We start from the raw sequence: 21,026 nt of genomic DNA, 5'->3' as shown, positions 1-21,026 counted from the left end.
CGCCGCCAGCCGCACCGCGCGCGGCGGGTCACCGTCCTCGCGCACCGACTCGGGCACCTCCTCGTCCGGCGCGGCCTCGCGCAGCACGTCCGCGGCCACCGCCATGATCGGTTCCGGGGTCCGGTAGTTCACCCGCAGCCGCTCCACGTGCACCTTTCCGGCCGCGTAGGGCTCCAGCGCGTTCAGCCACGAGGACGCCCCCGACGTGCTCCCGGTCTGCGCCACGTCGCCCACCACGGTCAACGACCGGGTCGGCACACGCCGCATCACCGTGCGCCAGGCCATCGGCGACAGCTCCTGCGCCTCGTCCACGATCACGTGCCCGTACGCCCATTCCCGGTCCGCGCCCGCGCGGTCGGCGGTGGTGCGCTCGGGTCCGGTGTCGCGGTGCCGCGCCGCCAGCGCGGCGGCGTCCATCATCTGGTCCTCGAACAGCCCGGTGAACTCCAGCACCCCCTGCGCGTACCGCTCCTCCTCGGCCCGCTCGGCGTCCGCGCGGCGCTCCCGACCTCGTCCGGCCCCGTCGTCCTCCCCCAGGAGTTCGGCGGCCTCGTCCAGCAGCGGCACGTCCTCCACGGTCCACGGCGCCTCGGGGGAGCGGGCCAGGGCCGCGCACGCGTCCGAACCGAACCCGGCCTGGGAACCGACGCGTTCCAGCGCCCCGGAGTCGGCGAACAGCTCACGCAGCACTCGTTGCGGGGTCAGGTGCGGCCACAGGGCGTCCAGCGCCTCGCGCACCGGATCCTCGAACCAGAGCCGCTCGCCCGCGAACCCCAGGTCCTCCTCCAGCACGGGACGGCCGAGCAGTTTCGACTCCGCCCGTGCCAGCTCCGTGAGCAGGGTGTTGACCACGTACTTGCGCGCGGTGTTGTGCGGCAGACGTAGACCCCGCGCCGTCCGCAGCACGTGCTCGCACAGTGTCTCCGGCACGGTGAGCGCGCCCGCGTCGGTCTCCACGACCAGGTCACCGTCGCCGAAGGCCTGCCGGGGCGTGCGCTGCCGGTCGGCCACGGCCGCGTGCACCAGGTCGGCCATCGCCATGCAGCCCTTCACCGCGGCGACGGGGTGCGGATCGTGCCGTGAGGCCGCCACCCCCGGGAAGAGTTCCCCGACCGTGCGCATCACCACGTCGGTCTCCCCGAGGGAGGGCAGCACGTCGCCCACGTAGCGCAGGAACGCCGGATTGGGGCCCACCACCAGGACCCCGCGCCGCTCCAGCACCCGTCGGTGGGTGTAGAGGAGGTAGGCGGCGCGGTGCAGGGCCGCGACGGTCTTACCGGTACCGGGACCGCCCTGGACCACGAGTACCCCGGCCAGCCGGGCGCGGATGACGCGGTCCTGCTCGGACTGGATGGTGGCCACGATGTCGCCCATCCGCCCGGTCCGCTCCCGGCGCAGCGACGCCAGCAGGGCCGCCTCACCCACCAGTTGACGGCGGTCGGCGTCGGTGAGGCCGTCGGGGTCGAACACCTCGTCGTCGAGCCCGGTCACCCTGCGACGGCGCACCCGCAGGTGGCGCCGCCGGGTGACCCCGTGCGTGTCCCCCGGAGTGGCGGCGTAGAAGGGACGGGCGGCCGGAGCCCGCCAGTCCACGAGGATGGTCTCGTACTCGGTGTCGCGCAGCCCGATGCGGCCCACGTAGCGGGTCTCGGCCCCGTCCCCGTCCTCGGGGGAGAGGTCGACGCGGCCGAAGCACAGGCCCTCCTCGACCGCTCCCAGCTGGGCACGGCGGCGGGCCTGCTCGTGGGACCGGGTCTCGCGTTCCACGATGGCCGCGTACCCGACGCGTTCCTGCATGTGGGCGGAGGCGAGCCGGCCGGCGGTATGCGCGCGAAGATCGTCCAGGCGCTCGTACATCGCGCTGACCCGTTCCTGTTCCGCGGCCAGGGCGGCCGATGACGCCTCCTCGGCGTCAGCTTGACGAAACTCCATCTTCTTGCTATGCTCCGTATGGTGGGTTAATTGTGGGTCATACTCAGAGGCGACAATGGGCTCCGAACCCTAGCACAGCGTTGGGCCCCCGCGCCAGCGCGCCTTGCCCGGCCCCTCCCGTCCATCATGTCCCGAAGGTCCGGCCGCATCCACGGCGCGGACGGATATTCGGGGAACACGACGCGGTGCCGCCCTCCCCAGAATCCGCCGCACCCGCTACACTCGTGGGTATGCGACACACGACCACCCAGGCCCAGTGGTGGCGCCGCCCCTAGGCGGTGCTCCGAGTTCGCATACCCGTGCAACGACCGCCCCGGACCGGCGGTCGTTCTCCGTTTCACGACCCCCGGCCGGTGTGGACCACCCGACATCCACAGCCAAAGGACCGGCCGTGAACCCCAGTGACGTCCAGACCAGCACGTACCGCACCCAGGGTGGAGTGACCGTCCACCGCGGTGCCACACCCTGCGACCCCGAGGTCCTCACCGAACTCGTCCAGTCCGTCGAGCGGCGCCGCGGCGGCGTGCTCTCCTCCGGCATGGAGTATCCGGGCCGCTACGACCGCTGGCACCTGGGTTACGTCGACCCGTGCCTGGAGATCACCACGCGCGGACGCCGAGTCACCGCCACCGCCCTCAACGACCGCGGCCGCGTCCTGCTGCCCGTCCTGGCCGAGGCCCTGTACTCCGCCGGTGTCCCGGACCCCGACAGCACCATGGCCGACCTCGCGCACGGCAGCGTCGCCGTCACCGTCCCCGAGCCCGACCCGGACGCGTTCTTCACCGAGGAGGAGCGCAGCCGCCGCCCCAGCGTCTTCACCGCGCTGCGCGCCGTCATGGCCGCCCTGCACAGCCCCGAGGACTCCAACCTGGGCCTGTACGGCGCCTTCGGCTACGACCTGGCCTTCCAGTTCGAACCCATCGAGCGACACATCGACCGCGACCCCGACGACCGCGACCTGGTCCTGCACCTGCCCGACGCCATCGTCGTGCGCGACCGCAAACGCGAGACCTGCGTGCGCTACACCTACGACTTCACCGTCCCCGCCGACGGCGACCGGGGCGAGGCCACCACGCGCGGCCTGGCGCGCGAGACCGCACCCACTCCGCCCGTGACCGCCAGCGAGGTGCCCGAGGGCCCCGAGCCCGGCTCCTACGCGCGCATCGTGGCCAGGGCCAAGGAGAAGTTCCGTCGCGGCGACCTGTTCGAGGTCGTGCCGGGCCACCGCACCTACGCCCGCTGCTCCTCGCCCGCCCGCTTCTACGAGCTGCTGCGCGAGCGCAACCCCGCGCCCTACGAGTTCTTCTTCAACCTCGGTGAGGGCGAGTACCTGGTCGGCGCCTCACCGGAGATGTTCGTCCGCGTCACCGGAGACCCCGGGACCGGACAGCGCGTCGAGACCTGCCCCATCTCCGGCACCATCCGCCGCGGCGACGACGCCCTGGGCGACGCCGAGAACATCGAGGAACTGCTCGCCTCGGCCAAGGAGAAGTCCGAGCTCACCATGTGCACGGACGTGGACCGCAACGACAAGTCGCGCGTGTGCGAGCCGGGCAGCGTCCGCGTGATCGGCCGCCGCCAGATCGAGATGTACTCGCGCCTGATCCACACCGTCGACCACATCGAGGGAACCCTGCGCCGCGAGTTCGACGCCCTGGACGCCTTCCTCACCCACATGTGGGCGGTCACCGTCACCGGCGCGCCCAAGACCTGGGCCATGCGCTTCGTCGAGCAGAACGAGACNNNNCGACCCCCCCCCCCGCCGCTGGTACGGCGGCGCCGTCGGCGTCCTCAACTTCGACGGATCCATGAACACCGGCCTCACCCTGCGCACCGCGCACATCCGTGACGGCGTGGCCGCCGTGCGCGTGGGAGCCACCCTGCTCTACGACTCCGAACCCGAGGCCGAGGAGCGCGAGACCTTCCTCAAGGCGCGAGCCCTGCTGGAGACCCTCGCCCTGGGAGAGCGGGAGGGGACCCCGCGGGGGAGGGCCGAGAGCCCCGGACCCGTCGAACTCCCCGGCCAGGGCATGAGGGTGCTGCTCGTCGACCACGAGGACTCCTTCGTCAACACCCTCGCCGACTACGTGCGCCGCCACGGAGCCGAGGTGACCACGGTCCGCTACGGGTTCGACCCCTCCCTGCTGGACCGGTTCGCCCCCGACCTGGTCGTGCTCTCGCCCGGACCGGGCCTGCCCGAGGACTTCGGGATGTCGGCCCTGCTGGACGAGCTCGCCGCCCGCCGACTGCCGGTGTTCGGGGTGTGCCTGGGGCTCCAGGGGATGGTGGAGCACGCCGGAGGAGAGCTGCGCACCCTGGACGAGCCGGTCCACGGCAAGTCCGGCCGCGTGCGGGTGTCCGGCGGGCAGCTCCTCACCGACCTGGACGGCGGGGACGCCTTCCCCGCGGCCCGTTACCACTCCACCTACACCGTTCCCGAGCGGGTCAAGCACTTCGAGGTCACCGCCGTCCTGGACGGCGAGCCGGGTGAGGAACCCGTCGTCATGGCGATCGAGGACCCGGCCGCGCGGTGGTACGCGGTCCAGTTCCACCCCGAGTCGATCCTCACCGCCGCGGTCGGTGAGGGCATCGTGGCCCGGGCCCTGCGCCTGGCCCGCGGCTGAGGGGAGCCGGGGGCGATTCGGCGGAACCCGTTCCTCCGCGGGGATCCGCGTACGGCACGCGCCGTGCGCGGATCCCCGCGGACCACACGGTGCTCCGTACGCGGCCGTTCACCTGCGTCAAGACTTCTTTTCCCCAACACATCCAACCGGAAAGTTTGATCAACCTGTTACGGGTCAGTGGTTGTGTATGGGTATTCTGCTGACAATCCTCGGAATCATTCTCATCATCGCCGGCGTTCTCGGGGTGCTGCGGGGCCAGCTCCTGTGGGGCATCATCGCCATCGTGATCGGTCTCTTCATCGCCCCCGGTTACTTCTACGGCTTCTAGCCCGTGTGTCCTCCTCGGCTCCACGACCGCGGGCCGCGGTCGGCGACCGCGACACATGACACAGAACACGGGCCGGGCGCCCGGCCGGGGTGAACCGGCGGGTGTCCGGCCCCTCCCACGGCATCCGGCCGCATTCCCGGCCCGACCGCCGCCTCGCGCCCGTCCTGGCCCGCCGCCGACCGGTGCCGACCCCGTGTACCCTCGGGGAAGGCTGGTCAGCCCCCGCCCCCGTCATGCCCCCGTGCCCCGTGCATCCCTGGTCACGGCTGTCAGGCGTGCGTTCGGGAGGCCGGGGAACACGAACGGGAGGCATGCTGTGAAGAGGGTCGAGCCGCAGGTTCGTCTGGTGGCGCGTCCGCAGGTGGACTATGACGCCATCGCCGACTACCTCAAGGAGGTCGGGGGAGAGGCGTGGCTGGAGCGGTTCGACCGCGGCGAGCTCGACGCCCACCTCAACGACCCCCAGAACCTCGCCGAGTTCGCCGGGCGCCTGTGCTACCGCTCCTGGGAGCCGGGCCTGAACCCCAACGTCACCCGGGTGCGCAAGGACCAGGACGCCTACCTCGGCAACCTCCTGGCCAGCATGCACGGCTCCGTCCTGGAGCACATCAGCTTCAGCTTCGTCCTGCACAACGTCTCTCGTGTGCTCACCCACGAGCTGATCCGCCACCGCCCCGGTGTCGCGGTCTCCCAGGAGTCGCTGCGCTTCGTGCGCCTGTCCGACCTGCCGTTCTGGTTCCCGGACTGGGCGGAGGAGGACCCCGAGCTGATGGAGCGCGCCACCGCGATGCTCCAGCAGATGGAGGAGTTCCAGCTCTGGATGGCCGACCACTTCGGCCTCGACGACGAGGGCGTGAAGTTCGCCGAGAAGAAGCACAGGACGTCGTTCATGCGCCGCTTCGCCCCCGAGGGCGTGGCGACCGGTCTGGTGTGGACCGCGAACGTGCGCACCCTGCGCCACACCCTGGAGGCCCGCACCGCGCCCGGTGCCGAGGAGGAGATCCGCCTGCTCTTCCACCTCATCGGCGAGGCCCTGAAGGAGGAGGCCCCGGCGCTCTTCGGCGACTACACCGTCGAGGACGGGGCCTGGGTTCCCCAGTGGCGCAAGGTCTGAGCGACCCCGGACACGGCCCGCCCCTCGGGGCGGGCTTTTTTTGTGCACTCCGGAACCAGGGACTTCCCTTTCCCCAGGAGTGCGCGGCAGAACGCCGCGCCGAGGAATCCGGCCGTGGCCGATGGCCTCCGGTGCTCCGGTCATCCGGACATCACCTGAAACAGTGGTAACGATAACCTCTTTCGTCTCTTGTGTTCCGGGTCGAACTGTGCTCGGGTCGGAGGCCCGACGCACCGATACACGCGCCTTCCGGTCGATAACGGAACTCAGCGGATGATCTTCCGATCATTCGCTAACCACCGAAAAGCTCCCTTTTCTTGATTTTCCCTCCTCTGTGTTTTCTTCTTTTTTGTGGCAAGTAGCGGCGGTCCGAAATTGGCAGTGAATCTGTCCTCGCATTGGCCATTGCCGATACTGAGGGGGCAGTATGGCTGAGGTTTCTCCGTGGTGCCGCTGATATGTGCGGACCGAGTGGCCGTGTGGGAACCAGGGCCGGACTGGTCCTTCCTGTCGCCGAACGGCGAAAGGAGAAGCCCGCCGGTCCGTCGGCGGGAGAAGTCGTGAAGGGTTGAATCGACAAGGGAGGCGAAAACGATGAGGGCATTCGTGTCCGCCGCGGCGGCGCTCGCGTTCGCGGTGGGCGGGGCCGTGGCGGGTGCCGCCCCGGCGTCCGCGGCGACCGGGGAGGTCGTGGTCTTCACGACCGAGTTCGAGGAACTGCGGCACTACCCGAATCCCCCGTCGGGCAGCTGCCACCAGCTTCCCGCGACCGCGCACGTCCTGGTCAACCTGACCGACGCGGACGTGAGCATGCACGCGGGCCCCGGGTGCCTGGGGCCGGGTGTCGTGGTCGCTCCGGACCGGGGCTGGCACGCCCCGCCCAGCGGGATGTTCAGCTTCTCGGTGGCCTGACCCGGACCGGTCCCGCGGTCGCCCGACGGTGTCCGCGGGGCCGCCCGAAAGGCCGTCGCCCGTGCCGCCGACCGCTGGCCCATGGCCGGAGGCCACCGTGGCGGAACGCGTTCCTCCCCGATTTCACGGAAGGGCGCGTTCCCTTTCCCACGGGTGTGGCTCCCTTGGTCCGAACGGTGTCCGAGGCGCGGGCCGAAAGCGCGTGGCCGTCGTTTTCCCAGGGGTGCGTCGCGTGCCGCGGAGAAGAAAAAGGGAAAGGTGTCCGTACGTTATGCTGCACACCCTCATCGTGGGCCTGGGCAGATCGGGAGAAGGGCTGCACCTGCCGTCGCTCGCCAAGGCGCGGGCCCAGGCCCCCGCCCTGTTCGCACCGGGTCCGGTGGTGGGGTTCGACCCGTTCCGGACGTCGGTCGACGGGGTGCTCATGGTCGGCTCCCTGGAGGAGGCGGCACGCTGGGCCCCGCCGAAGCGCACCGTGGTCCACCTGTGCACACCGCCGCACCTGCGCTCCGGGCCGCTGGAGCACCTGGCCCGGCTCGGCTACCGCATGATCGTCGTGGAGAAGCCGCTGGCCCTGGACCTGGTGGGGCTGGCCGCCGTCGCCCGGTTGCGACGGCGCTGGGACCTCGACATCACGGTCACCACCCAGTGGCTGGACAGCGCGCTCACCCGTCGGCTGCGCGCCGCACTGCGGAGCGGGGCCTTCGGCGGTCTGCGCTCCATCGCGGTGCTCCAGAACAAGCCCCGCTTCACCCGTACCGCCGAGGCGCCGGGCCATCCCACCGCCTTCGACGTGGAGGTACCGCACGCGCTGGCCGTGGTGATCGCCCTGGCCGGGGGAGCCGACATCACCGCGGCCTCTCTCGAGGACATGGCCACCGACCGGATCCGGACACCCCGTATGGGCCGCGCCCAACTCCACCTGGAGCACCACTCGGGGGTGCTCAGCCGGATCGACTCGGACCTGACCTCGCCCGTCCGCGAACGCCGGATCGTGCTGGAGTTCGACCAGGCCGTACTCACCGGCCACTACCCGTGCAGCGCGGCCGACCACACCGCCCAACTGTCGGTGGACGCCCTCGGCCACGCGGCCTCCCACTCGGTCTTCGCCGACGACGCGATCCCCGCGCTCATCCGGACCGCCTACGGCCGCTACGCCCGCTCCTTCCGCGGGGCCGGGACGCTCCCGGTCCAGGTCGAGGCGGTCCGGCTGCTCACCGAGGCCAAGAACCTGTGCGGGGCCGGCGCCCGCAGGCGGGAGGTGGGCAGTGCCGTCAGCGTGTGAACGACCCCCTCTCGCCGGTGTCGGGGACGAGGCCTCGCCCGGCATCGGGGGACAGCTCACCGCCCTCGGCGAACTCGGCTGGAACCGCCTGGAACCGCGTACCGTCGACGGGATCCCGCTCGCCGCGATGGAGGAGCGGGCCTTCGCCCGCGCGGCGGAGCGGATCCGCGAGGCCGGGGCCGACGTGGTCGCCGTCGCCTCCCGGATCGCCGACTGGTCCAGGCCCGCCACCGGTGACTTCTCCCTCGACGTGGCCGAACTGGAGACACTGGCGCGGCGCTGCGCCGTACTGGACACCCGCCTGGTCCGGATCATGTCCTACCCCTCCGGCGGGCTGGCCGAGGCCGAGTGGGCACACCGCGTCCGCACGCGCCTGCGCGAACTGGCCCGCCGAGCGGAGGACGCCGGACTGGTCCTGGTGCACGAGAACTGCGCGGGCTGGGCGGGGGACAGCGCCGAACGGGCGCTGGACCTGCTGGCCGAGGTGGACAGCCCGGCGCTGCGCCTGCTGTTCGACACCGGCAACGGCGTCGCCCACGGCTACCACGCCCCGGAGATGCTGCGGTCCCTCGTCGACCACGTGGCGCACGTCCACGTCAAGGACGCGGTGACCGGATCCGACGGCGAGGTCGGCTACGTGCTCCCCGGAACGGGTGAGGCCGGGGTCGAGGAGTGCCTGAGGCTGCTGGCCGCGCACGGCTACGCCGGAACCCTCTCCATCGAGCCCCACCTGCACCTGCGTCCGCACCTGCGGGCCTCGGGAGCCGATCCCGGCCGCGGCGACCGCGCCGCCTTCGTCGCCTACGGGCACGCGCTGGAGCGGCTCGTCGACCGGGCCTGGCACTCCGCGGACGGAATCCGCCACCCCGAGAACGCCCCCCCGGCGTCCATCGGACGCGTGCGCGCACACCGAGGAGGTGACCCGGTGACCACTTCCCACACACCCGCGTCCCTCACCCCCGGCGACCGCGNCCTGCTGTTGCGGCTGCTGGCGCTGCCCACCGCGGGTCCGCTGGAGACCGGCCCGGGCGGGCCCCCGCCGCGCCTGCGCGAGGCCCAGCTCCTCTACGCCGAGGCCGCCGCCGAGACGGGTCTTCGCACGGTCCACCACGCCCCCGCCGAACCCGCCGACATGGACCGCCCCGACGTTCCGGCCCCCGTGCGCGAGGCCCTGGCCCTCCCCGCGTTCCTCGCCTGCCAACCCAGCCTGGTGCTGCGGCTGGGACCGGACCTGCCCGCCGAGCGCACCGTGATGTTCAACGTGCACCTGGACACGGTCGCCGGTGACCCGCCGGTCGGCTTCGACGGCCGGGTCTTCCACGGGCGCGGCGCCATCGACGCCAAGGGCCCGGCGGTGGCGCTCCTGGCCGGGGTACGCGCCGCGTGCGCGAACCGTCCCGCCCTCGGCCGCGACGTCGGGGTGCTCATCCAGGCCGTGGCCGGTGAGGAGGGCGGCGCCATGGGGACCTTCGGCACCCGGCCACTGGTCGAACGCGGCCACACCGGTCGGCTCAACGTGTTCTGCGAGCCCACACGGATGCGGTTCCTCCCCCGCAGCACGGCGGCGATGACCGCCCGGGTGTCGGTCGACGGGGACGACGCGATCGACGACCGGCCGCACACCGGGCACAACGCCTCCGTCCTGCTGGGTTACCTGGCCCAGCACCTGGGACGCGCCCTCGACGCCCACGCCGGAAGCGGAGCGGTGTGCCTGGCCGGAGTGCACACCGGCACCCTGCACAACAGGGTCTACGGCACCGGATCACTGCTGCTCAACCTGTCCTACGCCGACGCCGCCGCGGGACGCGCCCTGGAACGCGCGCTGACCGACGCGCTCGACACGGGCATCGACGCGTTCACCAAGGAGTTCGCCGACACCGCCCTGTTCGGCCGGACCGCCGCCGACGCACGCGCCCTCACCCGCCTGGAGTGGACCAAACGCGGCCTGCCCGTGCTGGAGGACCGCGCCCCCGGAGGGCACGCCCTGGTACGCCGCGCCGGCATCGCCCCGTGGCCCGCCGACGAACCGGCCTTCACCTGCGACGCCATCTGGATGTCCGGGGTCCCCGACGCCCACACCGTGGTGCTGGGGCCCGGTGACCTGGCCGCCAACAACGCGCACGCCGACGGCGAGTTCGCGCGCGCCGCCGAACTCGACGAGTTCGCCGACGCCGTGGCCCGCGTCCTGACCGCCTTCACCGACGAGACCACCGGTGGACACGACCCCGGGGAGACCTGACGCGGGCCGGCCGGCGGCCAGGGAGGCGACGGAGACCCGCCACCGAACCGCCGCGAAACCCGTCCCCACCAGTCCGACAGTCCCTTCGGGGCTGCTCGGAACCGCCCACACACGAACGAGGAGGACGACGAGGACATGCGCGTACACCACACCCCTCCGCGCCCGCGACAGAGGGAGGTCCGGTGAACACCGCGGCCCCGACCCAGGCCCCACCGGACCGTGACACCGTGCGGGTGGGCCACGACGACCTGGTCGCCTTCGCCACCGGCGTGTTCACCGACCGCGGTCTGCCGCCCGGCCGGGCGGCAGAGGCGGCCCGCGCGCTGTGCCACGGCGACCTCACCGGCCCGCGCTCACACGGCCTGGCCAACCTGACCCGGCTCTACCTGCCGCTGCTGGACGAGGGCAGGGCCGATCCCGCCGCCGAACCCCGCGTCCTCACCGACCTGGGCGCCGCCGTGCTCCTGGACTCGCGCCGCGCGCTGGGGCTGTGGGCGGCGAGCGAGGCCATGGACCTGGCCGCCGACCGCGCCGAACGCCACGGCATCGGCCTGGTGTCCGTGCGCGGCGCCACCCACCTGGGATGCGCCGGGTACCACGCGCTGCGCGCGGCCGAACGCGGCATGGTCGGTCTGGTGGCCAGCAACTGCGGCGGTCAGCGCATCGCCCGGCCGCCCGGCGGCGCGGTGGCCATGCTGGGCACCAACCCGCTCAGCGTCGCCGCCCCGGCCGGTGAGCACCCCCCGTTCCTGCTCGACATGAGCACCACGGCCGCGCCCACGGGCCGGATCCGCCAGGCGGCCCGGGAGGGCCGCACCCTGCCGGAGGGGCTGCTCCGCGACGACACGGGAGCTCCCGTCACCGACCCCTCCGCCTTCGACGCCGGACGGGCGNGGCGGTGAGACCGGCCGCCACAAGGGGTTCGGCCTGGGACTCATGGTGGAGGTGCTGGCCGCGCTGGTGCCCGGTGCCGGCCTGGGGCCGCACCCCGACGCCCTCGCCGGGGACGGCGGCCCGAGCGGCCGCGACGACGACATCGGTTTCCTCGTCGCCGCCATCGCCCCCGACGCCCTGCGGGAGGGGGCCGCGGCCGACGCGGACGGACTGTTCGGCGCGCTGCTGGCGTGCCCGCCGACCGATCCGGACGACCCGGTGCGCTACCCGGGCTGGCACGAGTACCACCGGGCACGGGAACGGCGCGGCGGGGGCGTGCCGCTGGAGGCGTCGCTGTACACCGAGCTGGTGGAACTGGCCGCGCGCGTCGGGCTGCCCTTCCCGGCGGAGGTCGCGTGATGGACGGGCCGCTGCGGATCGGGGTGGTCGGCCTCGGCGTGATCTCCCGCTTCTACCTCGCCGCGCTGCGCACCGTGCCGGGGGTGGGCCTGGCCGCGGTGTGCGACCGCCAGCCGAAGGTGCTGGACGCGCACGCGGTCGGCGTGCCGGGCTACACCGACCACGCGCGGATGCTGGACGAGACCGCGTTGGACGCCGTGGTGGTCACCGCGCCCAACGACGCCCACGCGCGGATCTGCGCCGACGCGCTCGGACGCGACGTGGCCGTGTGCGNCTGGACGCCGCCCAGGCCGAGCCACTCGCCGCGCTCTCCCGGGAGCGGGGCGTCACGCTGTTCACCGCCTTCCACCGCCGGTACAACTCCGGGGTCGCTCGGCTGCGCGCGGAGCTGGCCGGGCGTCGCGTGACGGAGATGACCGTGCGCTACCTGGAGCGGATCGAGGAGCACGCCGGAACGGACACCTGGTACCTGGACCCGGACCGGTGCGGCGGGGGATGCGTCGCCGACAACGGGCCGAACGCCTTCGACCTGGTGGAGTCGCTGCTCGGCCCGGCCGAGGCGGTGGCGGCGCACGTCACCCGGGACGCCGCGGGCACCGACCGGCAGGCCGGGATCACGCTGCGCGCGGGGGACGCACGCGCCAGGGTGCTGCTCGACTGGTCCCACCCCGGCGAGCGCAAGGACGTCGAGGTGCGCACGGCGGACGGCGCGGTACTGGCGGTGGACATGCTGGCGGGCCACAGCGAGTTCAAGGGATCCCTGTGGCACGAGTACGTGGGCGTGCTCGCCGATTTCGAGCGGCGGGTGCGCGACGGCCTGGTCGAGGACCCGGGCGGACCGTCCGCGCTGCGATTGGTCGGGGACGCCTACCGGTTGGCGGGGGAACGCACGAGGGAGGGAGTGGGATGAACCCGTACGAGGACGGCCCCAAACGGGAGGTCGGCGCGACGCTGGTCAAGGTCCTGGTCCACCGCAGGGACGAGCGGGGCATGCGGCTCGAACCCCACGCAAGCCGGTGCGTCCGCGCGGGGGAGGTGCACGAACTGGTCGCCACCGACCACACCGAGACCGCTCCGGGAGCACGCATCGACAGGGTGGGTTTCCTCGGGTTCGCCGAGATCACCTCAGCGGGGGTGGTGGACCGGGGCGACGAGGTGTGGATCGGCCCGCGCCGGGTGGGGGTGGTGCTCGGCTTCGACGCCTGCCACATGCCCAACCACTACAACGTGCTGATCCGGGCCGAGCCGGTGCCGACCGGCCGGGACCTGGGGCTGGCGGCGGGGGAGCCGCTGGTGTTCCGCCAGGGCGCGCCCGGGGCCGCGGAGCCGTTTCCCGCGTCGGTTCCCGAGGTATCCGGTTTTTGCTCATAAATGTCCGATATAAAAATCAAATAGCATCAGGGAATTCCCCTGAATCCCTTTTGGGGGGCGTGCTGCGTCGTTACTATTTGGGTGTGGGGAGGGTCCGGACGGATTCGGCCGGAGAATCCTTCCCGTGCTCGAGCAGAGCATCGTACGTCTGTTTTTCCGTGTAAATTGAGAGGGAAAAGTCATGACGACTGCCACCAAGGCCAACAGCCGCCTCGAAGAGCGCTTCCGCCTCTGGGACGCCAACGGCAACGGCGTGATCGAGCGCTCGGACTTCGAGACCGAGGCGAACGACATCGTCTCGCGTCTGGGGGCCGAGGGCAGCGCCAAGGGCGACCAGCTGAAGCAGGCCTACCTGGCCATGTTCGACCACCTGGCCCAGGCCGCCGGCACCCAGCGGATGAGCCAGGAGCAGTTCGTGCAGGCCGCCGAGCAGGAGATCATCAGCAAGGGCGACGCGGGCTTCGCCTCCGTCGTCCAGCCGACGATCCAGGCCATCGTCGACGTGCTGGACGTCAGCGGCGACGGTGAGATCAGTCCGGAAGAGATGCAGAAGTGGTTCGCCGCCATCGGCCTGGAGGGCGCCGCCGCCGACCGCGCCTTCTCCGAGCTGGACACCGACGGCAGCGGCAAGCTGTCCACGGCCGAGCTGGTCAGCGCGGTCCGTGACTACCACCTCGGCCGCAACGACATCCCCCTCCTCGGAGCCTGACCCCCTCCCCCCGGTCACGGCCGAACGGCCGTGGCCGGGGCCCGCTCCCCGGCCCCTCCACAGCGTAGAAACGTAGAAACGTGAAGAGAACGCTTTCGCCTCCCGAGGTCGAACCCACGGGGAGAACGCGCTTTCCCATCCCCTTCTTCGACCAGTCCGAGACCTTCAGTAAACTGTGGCCGGAAATACGCGGTAACTGTCTTCGTGTCATGGACCGGGGAAAGTACTCGCACGGCTCCATGGTCGCCGAGTTCGAGCGTGAACTGGCCCGGTGGACCGGTGCGCGCCACGTGGTCGGCGTCAATTCCGGAACCGACGCGCTGGTGCTCCTGCTGCGCGCCGCCGGACTGCGCCCCGGCGACGAGGTGATCGTCCCCGCCTACACCTTCGTCGCCACGGCCAGTTCGGTCGTGCTCGCCGGGGGCGTCCCGGTCTTCGCCGACATCGAGGAGCACGGGTACGGCATCGACCCGGCGTCGGTGGAGGCGGCCGTCACCCCCCGCACCCGGATGGTCATGCCCGTGCACCTCTTCGACCGCCTGGCCGACATGGAGGGCGTGCACGAGGTCGCCCGACGGCACGGCCTGACGGTGCTGGAGGACAGCGCCGAGGCGATCGGCATGCGGCTGCGCGGAACGCACGCCGGACTGCTCGGCGCCGGAGGGGTGCTGTCGTTCTTCCCCGCCAAGACGCTCGGCGCCATCGGCGACGCGGGAGCCCTGCTCACCGACGACGCGCGCCTAGCCGAGACCGCTCGGGCACTGCGCCACCACGGCCGCTCCGGGCGGACCCTGGACGCCTTCCCCGGCATCAACAACCCCACGGTCGTCGCGGGCTGCAACAGCAAGATGGACGACCTCCAGGCCGCCGTGCTGCTGGCCAAGCTCTCCCGGCTCGACACCGACATCGCCCGCCGCGCCGAACTGTCCGCGCGCTACGACGCCCGCCTGCGGAACACGCCCGGCGTCCGCGCCGTGCCCAGCGGCGCGGCCCCGCACCCGGGCGGCGGACGGGTCGTCTACGTCCACCTCATCGAGGTCGAGGACCGCGACGGCCTGGTCGCCCACCTGGCCGCGGCGGGGATCGGGACCGAGACCTACTACCCCGTCCCGCTGCACCTCCAGCCCTGCTTCGCCCACCTGGGACACGCGCGGGGCGACTTCCCGCGCGCCGAGGCGGCCTGCGAGGCGGCGGTCGCGCTGCCGCTCCACGCCGACCTGACCGAAGCGCAGGTGGACCGGGTCTGCGACGAGATCGAGGACTTCCACACGGGGAGGCGCGGATGAGCACGACGACCACGCGGAGCATCCCCTTCTTCGCGCCGGACCTGTTCGACGCCGACCGCGACGCCCTGCTGGAGGCCGTCCACGCGACCGGGACGGCCACCGCGCAGAAGTTCATCCTCGGTGAGCGCACCGAACGCCTCGAGCACGCGCTGCGCGACCGCCTCGCCGCGTCCGACGTCGTCGCCTGCTCCAGCGGGACCTCGGCGCTCACCCTCATCCTGGCCGCGATGGAGATCGGCCCCGGCGACGAGGTGGTGGTCCCGGCCTTCGGCTGCGCGCCTCTGGCGAGCACCGTCATCGGGTGCGGAGCACGCCCGGTCTTCGCCGACGTCGACCCGGCCGCGCTGACCATGGACCCGGACGCGGCCGAGGCGGCCGTCACCGCGAACACCCGTGCCCTGATGCCCGCGCACGTGTTCTCGGTGATGGCCGACATGCCCCGGTTCCGCGACCTGGCCACCCGGCGCGGGCTGCGCCTGGTCGAGGACTCCGCGCTGGCCCAGGGCGGAACCCTCGGGGGACGTCCCGCGGGACTGTGGGGCGACGCCGGGGTCTACTCGTTCGTCCAGGTCAAGACCTTCGGCATGCCCGGCGAGGGCGGCGTGGTGATCACCGGGGACACCGAACTCGCCACACGGGTGCGCATGCTGCGCAACCACGGCCAGGACGGCGTCCACCGCTTCCTCCACCACCGCGTCGGCTCCACCAGCCGCTTCGACGAGGTGATGGCCGGTTTCCAGCTGTACCGGCTGGACGGGCTGGACGCCCGCCTGGCGCGCCGGGCCGAGATCTCCACCTACTACTCCACCCGGTTCGCGCCGCTGGCCGAGGCCGGGATCACGGCACCGCCCGTCGGCGGAGACGGGCGCTGCCACTACGTCTACACACTCCTGGCCGAGCGGCGCGACGAACTCCGCGCCCACCTGGCCGCACACGGGGTCGACACCCACGTGTACTACCCGCGGACGCTGCCCGCGCAGCCCGCGTTCGCCCCGCACGCCCCACCAGGCGCGCACTGGCCGAACGCGGAGTCGGCGGCCCGGCGCAACATCTCCCTGCCGCTGTACCCGCACCTGGACGACGGTCAGGTGGAGCACATCGCCGACACCGTGTGCGCGTTCGCCGACAGCGCCGACCGTAGAAGGACGGACAGATAGATGACCGACCTCGCCGGACACGAGCCCACCACCGCTCCCGCGCGCGGCTCCCTGGCCGCCTACGCGCGGCTGGCCAAGCTCGACATCGTCGACTACTACATCGGCCTGCCCCTGGTGCTGGCCATGCTGGCGCCCGCGCTGCGCTGGCAGCCGGGCACCCTGGGGCTGCTCGCCCTCATCCTGCTCGCCGAGGTGGCCGTGGTGGCCGCGATGGTCGCCTTCGACGACGTCACCGGGTACCGNGGACGCGGCCCGCCGCAGGCTGGCCCGCAAACCCCTCGTCGCCGGGACGCTCACCGAACCTCAGGCCCTGCGCTTCGCCTGGGCGGCGACCGCGCTGAGCGCGGTGCTGTGGGCCCTGGTCATCGTGGCCGCCCCGCACCAGCCCGTGTGGGCGGTCGCCGTGGCCACCCTGTGCGTCGTGGCCTCGGTCCAGTACTCCTGGGGACTCAAGATCAGCTACCGGGGCTTCCAGGAGGTCTTCCTGATCGGCCTGGGCGTGGGCTGGGTCCTGGCGCCCTACGGGCTGCTCACCGGGGAGCTGAACGGCTTCGTCGTGGTCCAGGCGCTGCTGTTCGGGTTCGGCCCCATGCTGTTCGGCCTGTACTCCAACACCAACGACGCCGACGGCGACCGCGCCGCCGGGCGGATCACCGTCGCCGCGCTGGTGCCCCGGCGACTCAACGCCACCTTCATCATCGCGGCGACCGCGGCCGAGAGCCTGCTCATCACCGGTTCGACCCTGGCCGGGATCTCACCCTGGTGGTTCCCCGTCGTCCTCGCCCCCGTCTTCCTGATGCGGGTGGCCCAGCTGGTGATCGGCTTCGTCATGGGCGACATCCTGCGCGCCCGGCGCCTGGCCATCCACACCCACCGGGTCACCGTGGTCATCCTGATCGCCGCGAACCTGCTCGCTCCCCTCCTCCTGGGAGCCGCCGTATGAGCGGGGACCTCGACGTCGCCGTGGTCGGTGCCGGTCCCGCCGGACTGGCCACGGCCCACGCGCTGACCCGGGCGGGGTGCTCGGTGCGGGTCCTGGAGGCCGCCGACGCCGTGGGCGGACGGATGCGCACCCTGCGCGAACACGGCTGCCTCATCGACACCGGCGCGGAGATGCTGCCCCCGGCCGCCGCCTACCCGGCCACCTGGAAGCTGATCCGCGACCTGGGCCTGGACGACGACCCGGGTGCGGTGCCCCGCGTGCGCGGCGCCCTGGCCGCGTGGCGCGGCGGCCGGGTCCGACCGCACGTGGGCCGCCCCCTGGGTCTGCTCACGGGCGCCGGGCTGTCCCCCCGCGCGCGGGTCGACCTGCTGCGCCTCCAGACCGAACTGGCACGCGCCGGGCTGGACCCCGAACGCCCCGAGCGCTCACCGCTGGGCGCGCGCACCCTCGCCGAACTGCTCAGCTCCTACCATCCGGAGCTGCGCGACCGGCTGCTCGGACCGCTGGCCTCCGGATTCTTCGGTTGGGACCCCGAGCGGACGGCCGCCGCGCCCTTCGCCGCGCACCTGGCCTCCGCGGGCAGCACCGCCCACTGGCGCACCTACCGCGACGGCATGGACACCTTCGCGCGGGCCCTGGCCGACCGGCTCGACGTGGTCACCGGTCACCCGGTGACCGGTGTGGCCGTCGAGGTGGACGGGGTCAGGCTGGACTCCCCGGCGGGCGCGGTCACCGCACGCGCGGCCGTGCTGGCGGTCCCCGCCCCGGTCGCGGCGCGGCTGCGCCCCGACGCGCCCGGCATCGAGCGCGCCCACCTCCAGGCGTGCGAGTACGTGCCGATGCTCCGCCTCTCCCTGGTCCTGGACCGCCCCATGGAACCAGCCGGGGCGCGCGGCGGCTTCGCCACCCTGGTCCCCGCCGTGGAGGACCCGGTGCTCAACGTGGTCACCGTCGACCACAACAAGCACCCGGGACGGGTCAGCGCGGGGAGGGGGCTGGTCTCCCTGATCGCCTCGCCCGGGGCCGCCGCCGACCTCCTCGACGCTCCCGACGACGAGGTGGCCGACCGGCTCACCGCACGGGCCGAACCCCTGCTGCCCGGACTGTCCGAGCGGATCGAGGCCGTCCACGTCCACCGCTTCCACCACGGCCTGCCCGCCGCCGGCCCCAGCGCGCTGCGGACACGCGCCGCCTTCACCGTCCGCCCGCCCGCGGCCGTGGACTACGCCGGGGACTGGATCGCGCTGCGCCCGTGCAGCGAGGGAGCGGTCTCCTCCGCCACGACGGCCGCCGAGCGGATCCTCGCGTTCCTCACCCCGAGGACCGCGACCCCCGTTCCGACCTCCCTGGAAGACTGATGACCCTGTTCACCAAGCCCATCCACCTGGGCACCCTCTTCGACGACGTGGCCGCGCGCGGCGCCGACACCGCCGTGCACCTGAGCAGGCCCCTGGACATCGCCCCCGGCCTGGGCACCGAACTGGACGTGCCCGGGGTCGGGGCGCTGGTGCGCGAGGTCGCCGGATGGTTCGCCGCGGCCGGTGTGCGGCCCGGTGACCGCGTGGCGATCGCCAAGCGCAACCACTGGGACTACGTGCTGCTCAACTGCGCCGCGGCCCGCTTGGGCGCGGTACCCGCGTCGCTGTCGGCCCGCCTGGAGCCTGAGACCCTGGAGGTCCTGCTCAAGCGGCTGGACCCGGCGCTGCTGGTCACCGACGCGGCGCTGCTGGCGGCGGCCCGGGACGCGGGGGCCGACCCCACGGTGCACGCCACCCGCACCCTGGTCGTGGACGGCGCGGCCGGAACCGGCGGTCCCTCCGGGCACGTCCTGCGCCCGGACGACGTGCGCGGCGCCTCCGCCCCGCCGCCGCGCAGGCCGCACCTGGACGCTCCGCTGGCGGTCATGCACACCTCCGGTACCACCGGGGTTCCCAAGCTGGTCACGCACTCCACCCACACGATCATGCGCCGCCTGGCCGGGTTCGAGTCGCACCGCTGGCCCGTGCTGGGCAGCCGCCCCAGCGACACGGTGACCTCGGCGCTCTCCTTCGCGCACGGCCGCGCGCTCGCCTGGACCGCGGGCGTGCTGTGGTTGGCCCCGGGCGCGTTGTCGGCCGTCACCAGCGAGGACTGGGACGAGGCCGGCCCCCACCTGGACCGGCACCGCCCCACGACCCTGGAGGCCTCTCCCGCCACCTTCGTGCGCTGGCAGCACCGGGCGGCCGAGGAGAAGTCCCCGTTCGACCGGGTGCGGCTCTACGTCAGCACCTTCGACGCCGTGCACCCGCCGACCGTGCGCACCTTCCTCGACGCCACCGGGCACCGGCGTCCGGTGTGGATGCAGGGCTGGGGTCAGACCGAGACCGGGCCGCTGACCTTCCGGTTCCTCACCCGGCGGGCGATGGCCGCCGCACGCGAACGCCACCCCACCACCCGTCACCTGGGCCATCCGGTGCCCACCCGCACCCGGCTGCGCGCGGTCGACCCGCGGACCATGCGCCCCGTCCCGGCGGGGGCTCCCGGTCTGCTGTTCTGCCAGACCGAGGCCCTGTGCCTGGGCTACGTCGGCGAGGAGGGCCGCTGGCGCTCCAAGCTGGTGGGGGAGTGGTGGAACACCGGCGACATCGGGGTCATCACCCGCACCGGCGGGGTGCGGTTGGTGGACCGCGAGGTGGACGCCCTGCGTGAGGGCGGCTGCCTGGAGGTCGAGGACGTCGTGGACGACCGTCTGCCCGAGGTGCTGGAGTGCGTCGTCCTGAGCGTTCCGGACGGCCCTCCGGTGCCGGTCGTGGTGACCGGGAACGGAGGACTGGACGTCCTCGCGTGGCGCGACGCCGTCGCCGACCTGCCCGAGCTCGCAGACCCGGTGGTGATGACCTGGGACGAGCTGCCGCGCACCGACACCGGCAAGGTTCGCCGTACCGCGCTGCGTGACCAGTTGGGACTGCGCCCCGACACCTGCGGGACGGGCCGGTGGACGTGACGCGGCGAACGGTGGACGTGGCCGTGCCGCCGTTGGCCGGGGCCGTCGTCCACTCGGTGGGCGACTCGACCGCGTTGCGGATCGCGGTGGCGCGCCTGCGGGCGCTCGGCTGTGCCGTCTCCAGGGCGGATGGTTCCCCGCCGCCGGACGCCCCGGCCGGGTGGGTCGGTCTGGTCAGCGTCCCCGAGGGGGAGGGGACCCGCGCGCTTCCGGTACCGGTCGGCTGCGCGATCAGCTGGTCCGGTCCGGTGGGGACGCCCCTGGAGGGGGAGCGCGACGTGCAGGCCGCGTGCGGGCTGGCGCATCTGCACGGGCGCGCCCGTGGCGGCCCGCGGTTCCTCGGTGTGGACTATGCGTCGGTGTGCGCGGGGGTGCTCGCCGCGCAGTCGGTGGCGGCCTCCGCGCTGGCCCTGGCGCGCGGCGGACCGGCGTTGGTCGGGTCCGTCTCGGCGGCCCAGGCCGCCCTGCTCGCGGCGGGCCCCCATGTCGCGGCGGCCACGGCGTCCGGTCGGGAGCCCGGTGTCCACGGGGGCGCGGGTGCCGACGCGCGGCGGTCCGGGCGGGAGACCGCCCCGCCGTTCCGCTCCGCGGACGGAGCGCGCTTCGAGATCGAGACCCTGGACGCCGAGGCCTGGCTGCGGTTCTGGACCGGACTGGGGGCCGCCCCGGCCGCGATCGCCGCCGGATGGCCGCCCTTCCAGGGGCGTTTCGCCACCGCGGTGTGCCCGCTGCCGCCCGAACTGCCCGCGGCGATCGCCGCCGTGGACCTCGCCCGGGTGCGTTCGGCCGCCCGGAACGCGGGCGTGAGCGTCGCCCTGGTCCGCACCGCCGAAGCCGCGTGGGAACCGGA

General features: G+C 73.1%; 18 protein-coding genes and 2 pseudogenes (1 of these 20 running past the window's edge). 18 read left to right on the top strand and 2 right to left on the bottom strand.

Translation table 11 applies throughout. The features are described from left to right. Window positions 1-1,932 (bottom strand): annotated as a pseudogene (locus D455_RS29320) (HelD family protein) (it extends 352 nt beyond the left edge of the window). Window positions 1,933-2,323: 391 nt separating this feature from the next. Between D455_RS29320 and D455_RS29315 the strand changes: the two are divergent. From D455_RS29315 to D455_RS0105280, 14 genes and pseudogenes are all read left to right on the top strand, one after another. Further along, window positions 2,324-4,556 (top strand): annotated as a pseudogene (locus tag D455_RS29315) (anthranilate synthase component I). Window positions 4,557-4,743: 187 nt separating this feature from the next. Beyond that, window positions 4,744-4,884, top strand: coding sequence for a GPGG-motif small membrane protein (locus tag D455_RS34415; protein WP_017569730.1), 141 nt, complete (start codon window positions 4,744-4,746; stop codon window positions 4,882-4,884). Between the two features lie 316 nt (window positions 4,885-5,200). Further along, entirely contained in the window at window positions 5,201-5,998 is a 798-nt protein-coding gene (gene thyX / locus D455_RS0105325) for an FAD-dependent thymidylate synthase (RefSeq protein ID WP_017569729.1), read from the top strand. A gap of 594 nt (window positions 5,999-6,592) precedes the next feature. After that, the gene (locus D455_RS0105320) at window positions 6,593-6,910 is read left to right on the top strand and encodes a DOMON domain-containing protein (RefSeq protein ID WP_026122345.1); all 318 of its coding nucleotides are present in this window, start codon (window positions 6,593-6,595) and stop codon (window positions 6,908-6,910) included. A 271-nt stretch (window positions 6,911-7,181) separates the two neighbouring features. After that, on the top strand, window positions 7,182-8,195 hold the full coding sequence (locus tag D455_RS0105315; protein WP_017569727.1) for a Gfo/Idh/MocA family oxidoreductase: 1,014 nt from the start codon (window positions 7,182-7,184) through the stop codon (window positions 8,193-8,195). A gap of 127 nt (window positions 8,196-8,322) precedes the next feature. Next, the gene (locus D455_RS35110) at window positions 8,323-10,434 is read left to right on the top strand and encodes a M20/M25/M40 family metallo-hydrolase (RefSeq protein ID WP_449289296.1); all 2,112 of its coding nucleotides are present in this window, start codon (window positions 8,323-8,325) and stop codon (window positions 10,432-10,434) included. 182 nt (window positions 10,435-10,616) lie between these two features. After that, window positions 10,617-11,336, top strand: a complete 720-nt coding sequence (locus D455_RS35835) for an Ldh family oxidoreductase (protein WP_275040881.1) — start codon at window positions 10,617-10,619, stop codon at window positions 11,334-11,336. A gap of 34 nt (window positions 11,337-11,370) precedes the next feature. Beyond that, window positions 11,371-11,727 (top strand): Ldh family oxidoreductase, encoded by a 357-nt coding sequence (locus tag D455_RS35830; protein ID WP_275040880.1) that lies wholly within the window; start codon window positions 11,371-11,373, stop codon window positions 11,725-11,727. Then, window positions 11,727-12,134, top strand: a complete 408-nt coding sequence (locus D455_RS35105; protein WP_241480169.1) for a Gfo/Idh/MocA family protein — start codon at window positions 11,727-11,729, stop codon at window positions 12,132-12,134. The genes D455_RS35830 and D455_RS35105 overlap by 1 nt, the downstream gene beginning before the upstream one ends. 5 nt (window positions 12,135-12,139) lie before the next feature. After that, window positions 12,140-12,637, top strand: a complete 498-nt coding sequence (locus D455_RS35100) for a Gfo/Idh/MocA family protein (RefSeq protein WP_241480168.1) — start codon at window positions 12,140-12,142, stop codon at window positions 12,635-12,637. Beyond that, window positions 12,634-13,098, top strand: coding sequence for a DUF6917 domain-containing protein (locus tag D455_RS0105295; protein ID WP_017569725.1), 465 nt, complete (start codon window positions 12,634-12,636; stop codon window positions 13,096-13,098). Before D455_RS35100 ends, D455_RS0105295 begins: the two co-directional genes overlap by 4 nt. A gap of 181 nt (window positions 13,099-13,279) precedes the next feature. Then, window positions 13,280-13,807: an EF-hand domain-containing protein gene (locus D455_RS0105290; protein WP_017569724.1), complete on the top strand. Its 528-nt coding sequence runs from the start codon at window positions 13,280-13,282 to the stop codon at window positions 13,805-13,807. A gap of 80 nt (window positions 13,808-13,887) precedes the next feature. After that, window positions 13,888-15,093 carry a DegT/DnrJ/EryC1/StrS family aminotransferase gene (locus tag D455_RS0105285; RefSeq protein ID WP_051064580.1) on the top strand — a complete coding sequence of 402 codons (1,206 nt, stop codon included), beginning with the start codon at window positions 13,888-13,890 and terminating at the stop codon, window positions 15,091-15,093. After that, a complete protein-coding gene (locus tag D455_RS0105280; RefSeq protein ID WP_017569722.1) occupies window positions 15,090-16,250 on the top strand; it encodes a DegT/DnrJ/EryC1/StrS family aminotransferase in 1,161 nt (386 codons plus the stop codon). The genes D455_RS0105285 and D455_RS0105280 overlap by 4 nt, the downstream gene beginning before the upstream one ends. A 95-nt stretch (window positions 16,251-16,345) precedes the next feature. Here the strand turns inward: D455_RS0105280 and D455_RS35095 are convergent, their stop codons facing one another. After that, on the bottom strand, window positions 16,346-16,483 hold the full coding sequence (locus tag D455_RS35095) for a hypothetical protein (protein ID WP_241480167.1): 138 nt from the start codon (window positions 16,481-16,483) through the stop codon (window positions 16,346-16,348). Window positions 16,484-16,512: 29 nt separating this feature from the next. On the opposite strand from D455_RS35095, the gene D455_RS29300 reads away from it, so the two are divergent. The 4 genes from D455_RS29300 to D455_RS29295 form a co-directional block, all read left to right on the top strand. Next, window positions 16,513-17,193, top strand: a complete 681-nt coding sequence (locus D455_RS29300) for a UbiA family prenyltransferase (RefSeq protein WP_241480170.1) — start codon at window positions 16,513-16,515, stop codon at window positions 17,191-17,193. Next, window positions 17,190-18,551: a protoporphyrinogen/coproporphyrinogen oxidase gene (locus D455_RS0105270; RefSeq protein WP_017569720.1), complete on the top strand. Its 1,362-nt coding sequence runs from the start codon at window positions 17,190-17,192 to the stop codon at window positions 18,549-18,551. Before D455_RS29300 ends, D455_RS0105270 begins: the two co-directional genes overlap by 4 nt. Further along, window positions 18,551-20,176: a class I adenylate-forming enzyme family protein gene (locus tag D455_RS0105265; RefSeq protein WP_017569719.1), complete on the top strand. Its 1,626-nt coding sequence runs from the start codon at window positions 18,551-18,553 to the stop codon at window positions 20,174-20,176. Before D455_RS0105270 ends, D455_RS0105265 begins: the two co-directional genes overlap by 1 nt. Beyond that, the coding region (locus D455_RS29295) for a CoA transferase (protein WP_241480165.1) at window positions 20,173-21,026 on the top strand (854 nt) is incomplete at its 3' end. The genes D455_RS0105265 and D455_RS29295, both read left to right, overlap by 4 nt.

The organism is Nocardiopsis halotolerans DSM 44410, assembly GCF_000341065.1.
Classification (GTDB): Bacteria; Actinomycetota; Actinomycetes; order Streptosporangiales; family Streptosporangiaceae; genus Nocardiopsis; species Nocardiopsis halotolerans.
This window is presented reverse-complemented; position numbering and strand designations above follow the sequence as displayed.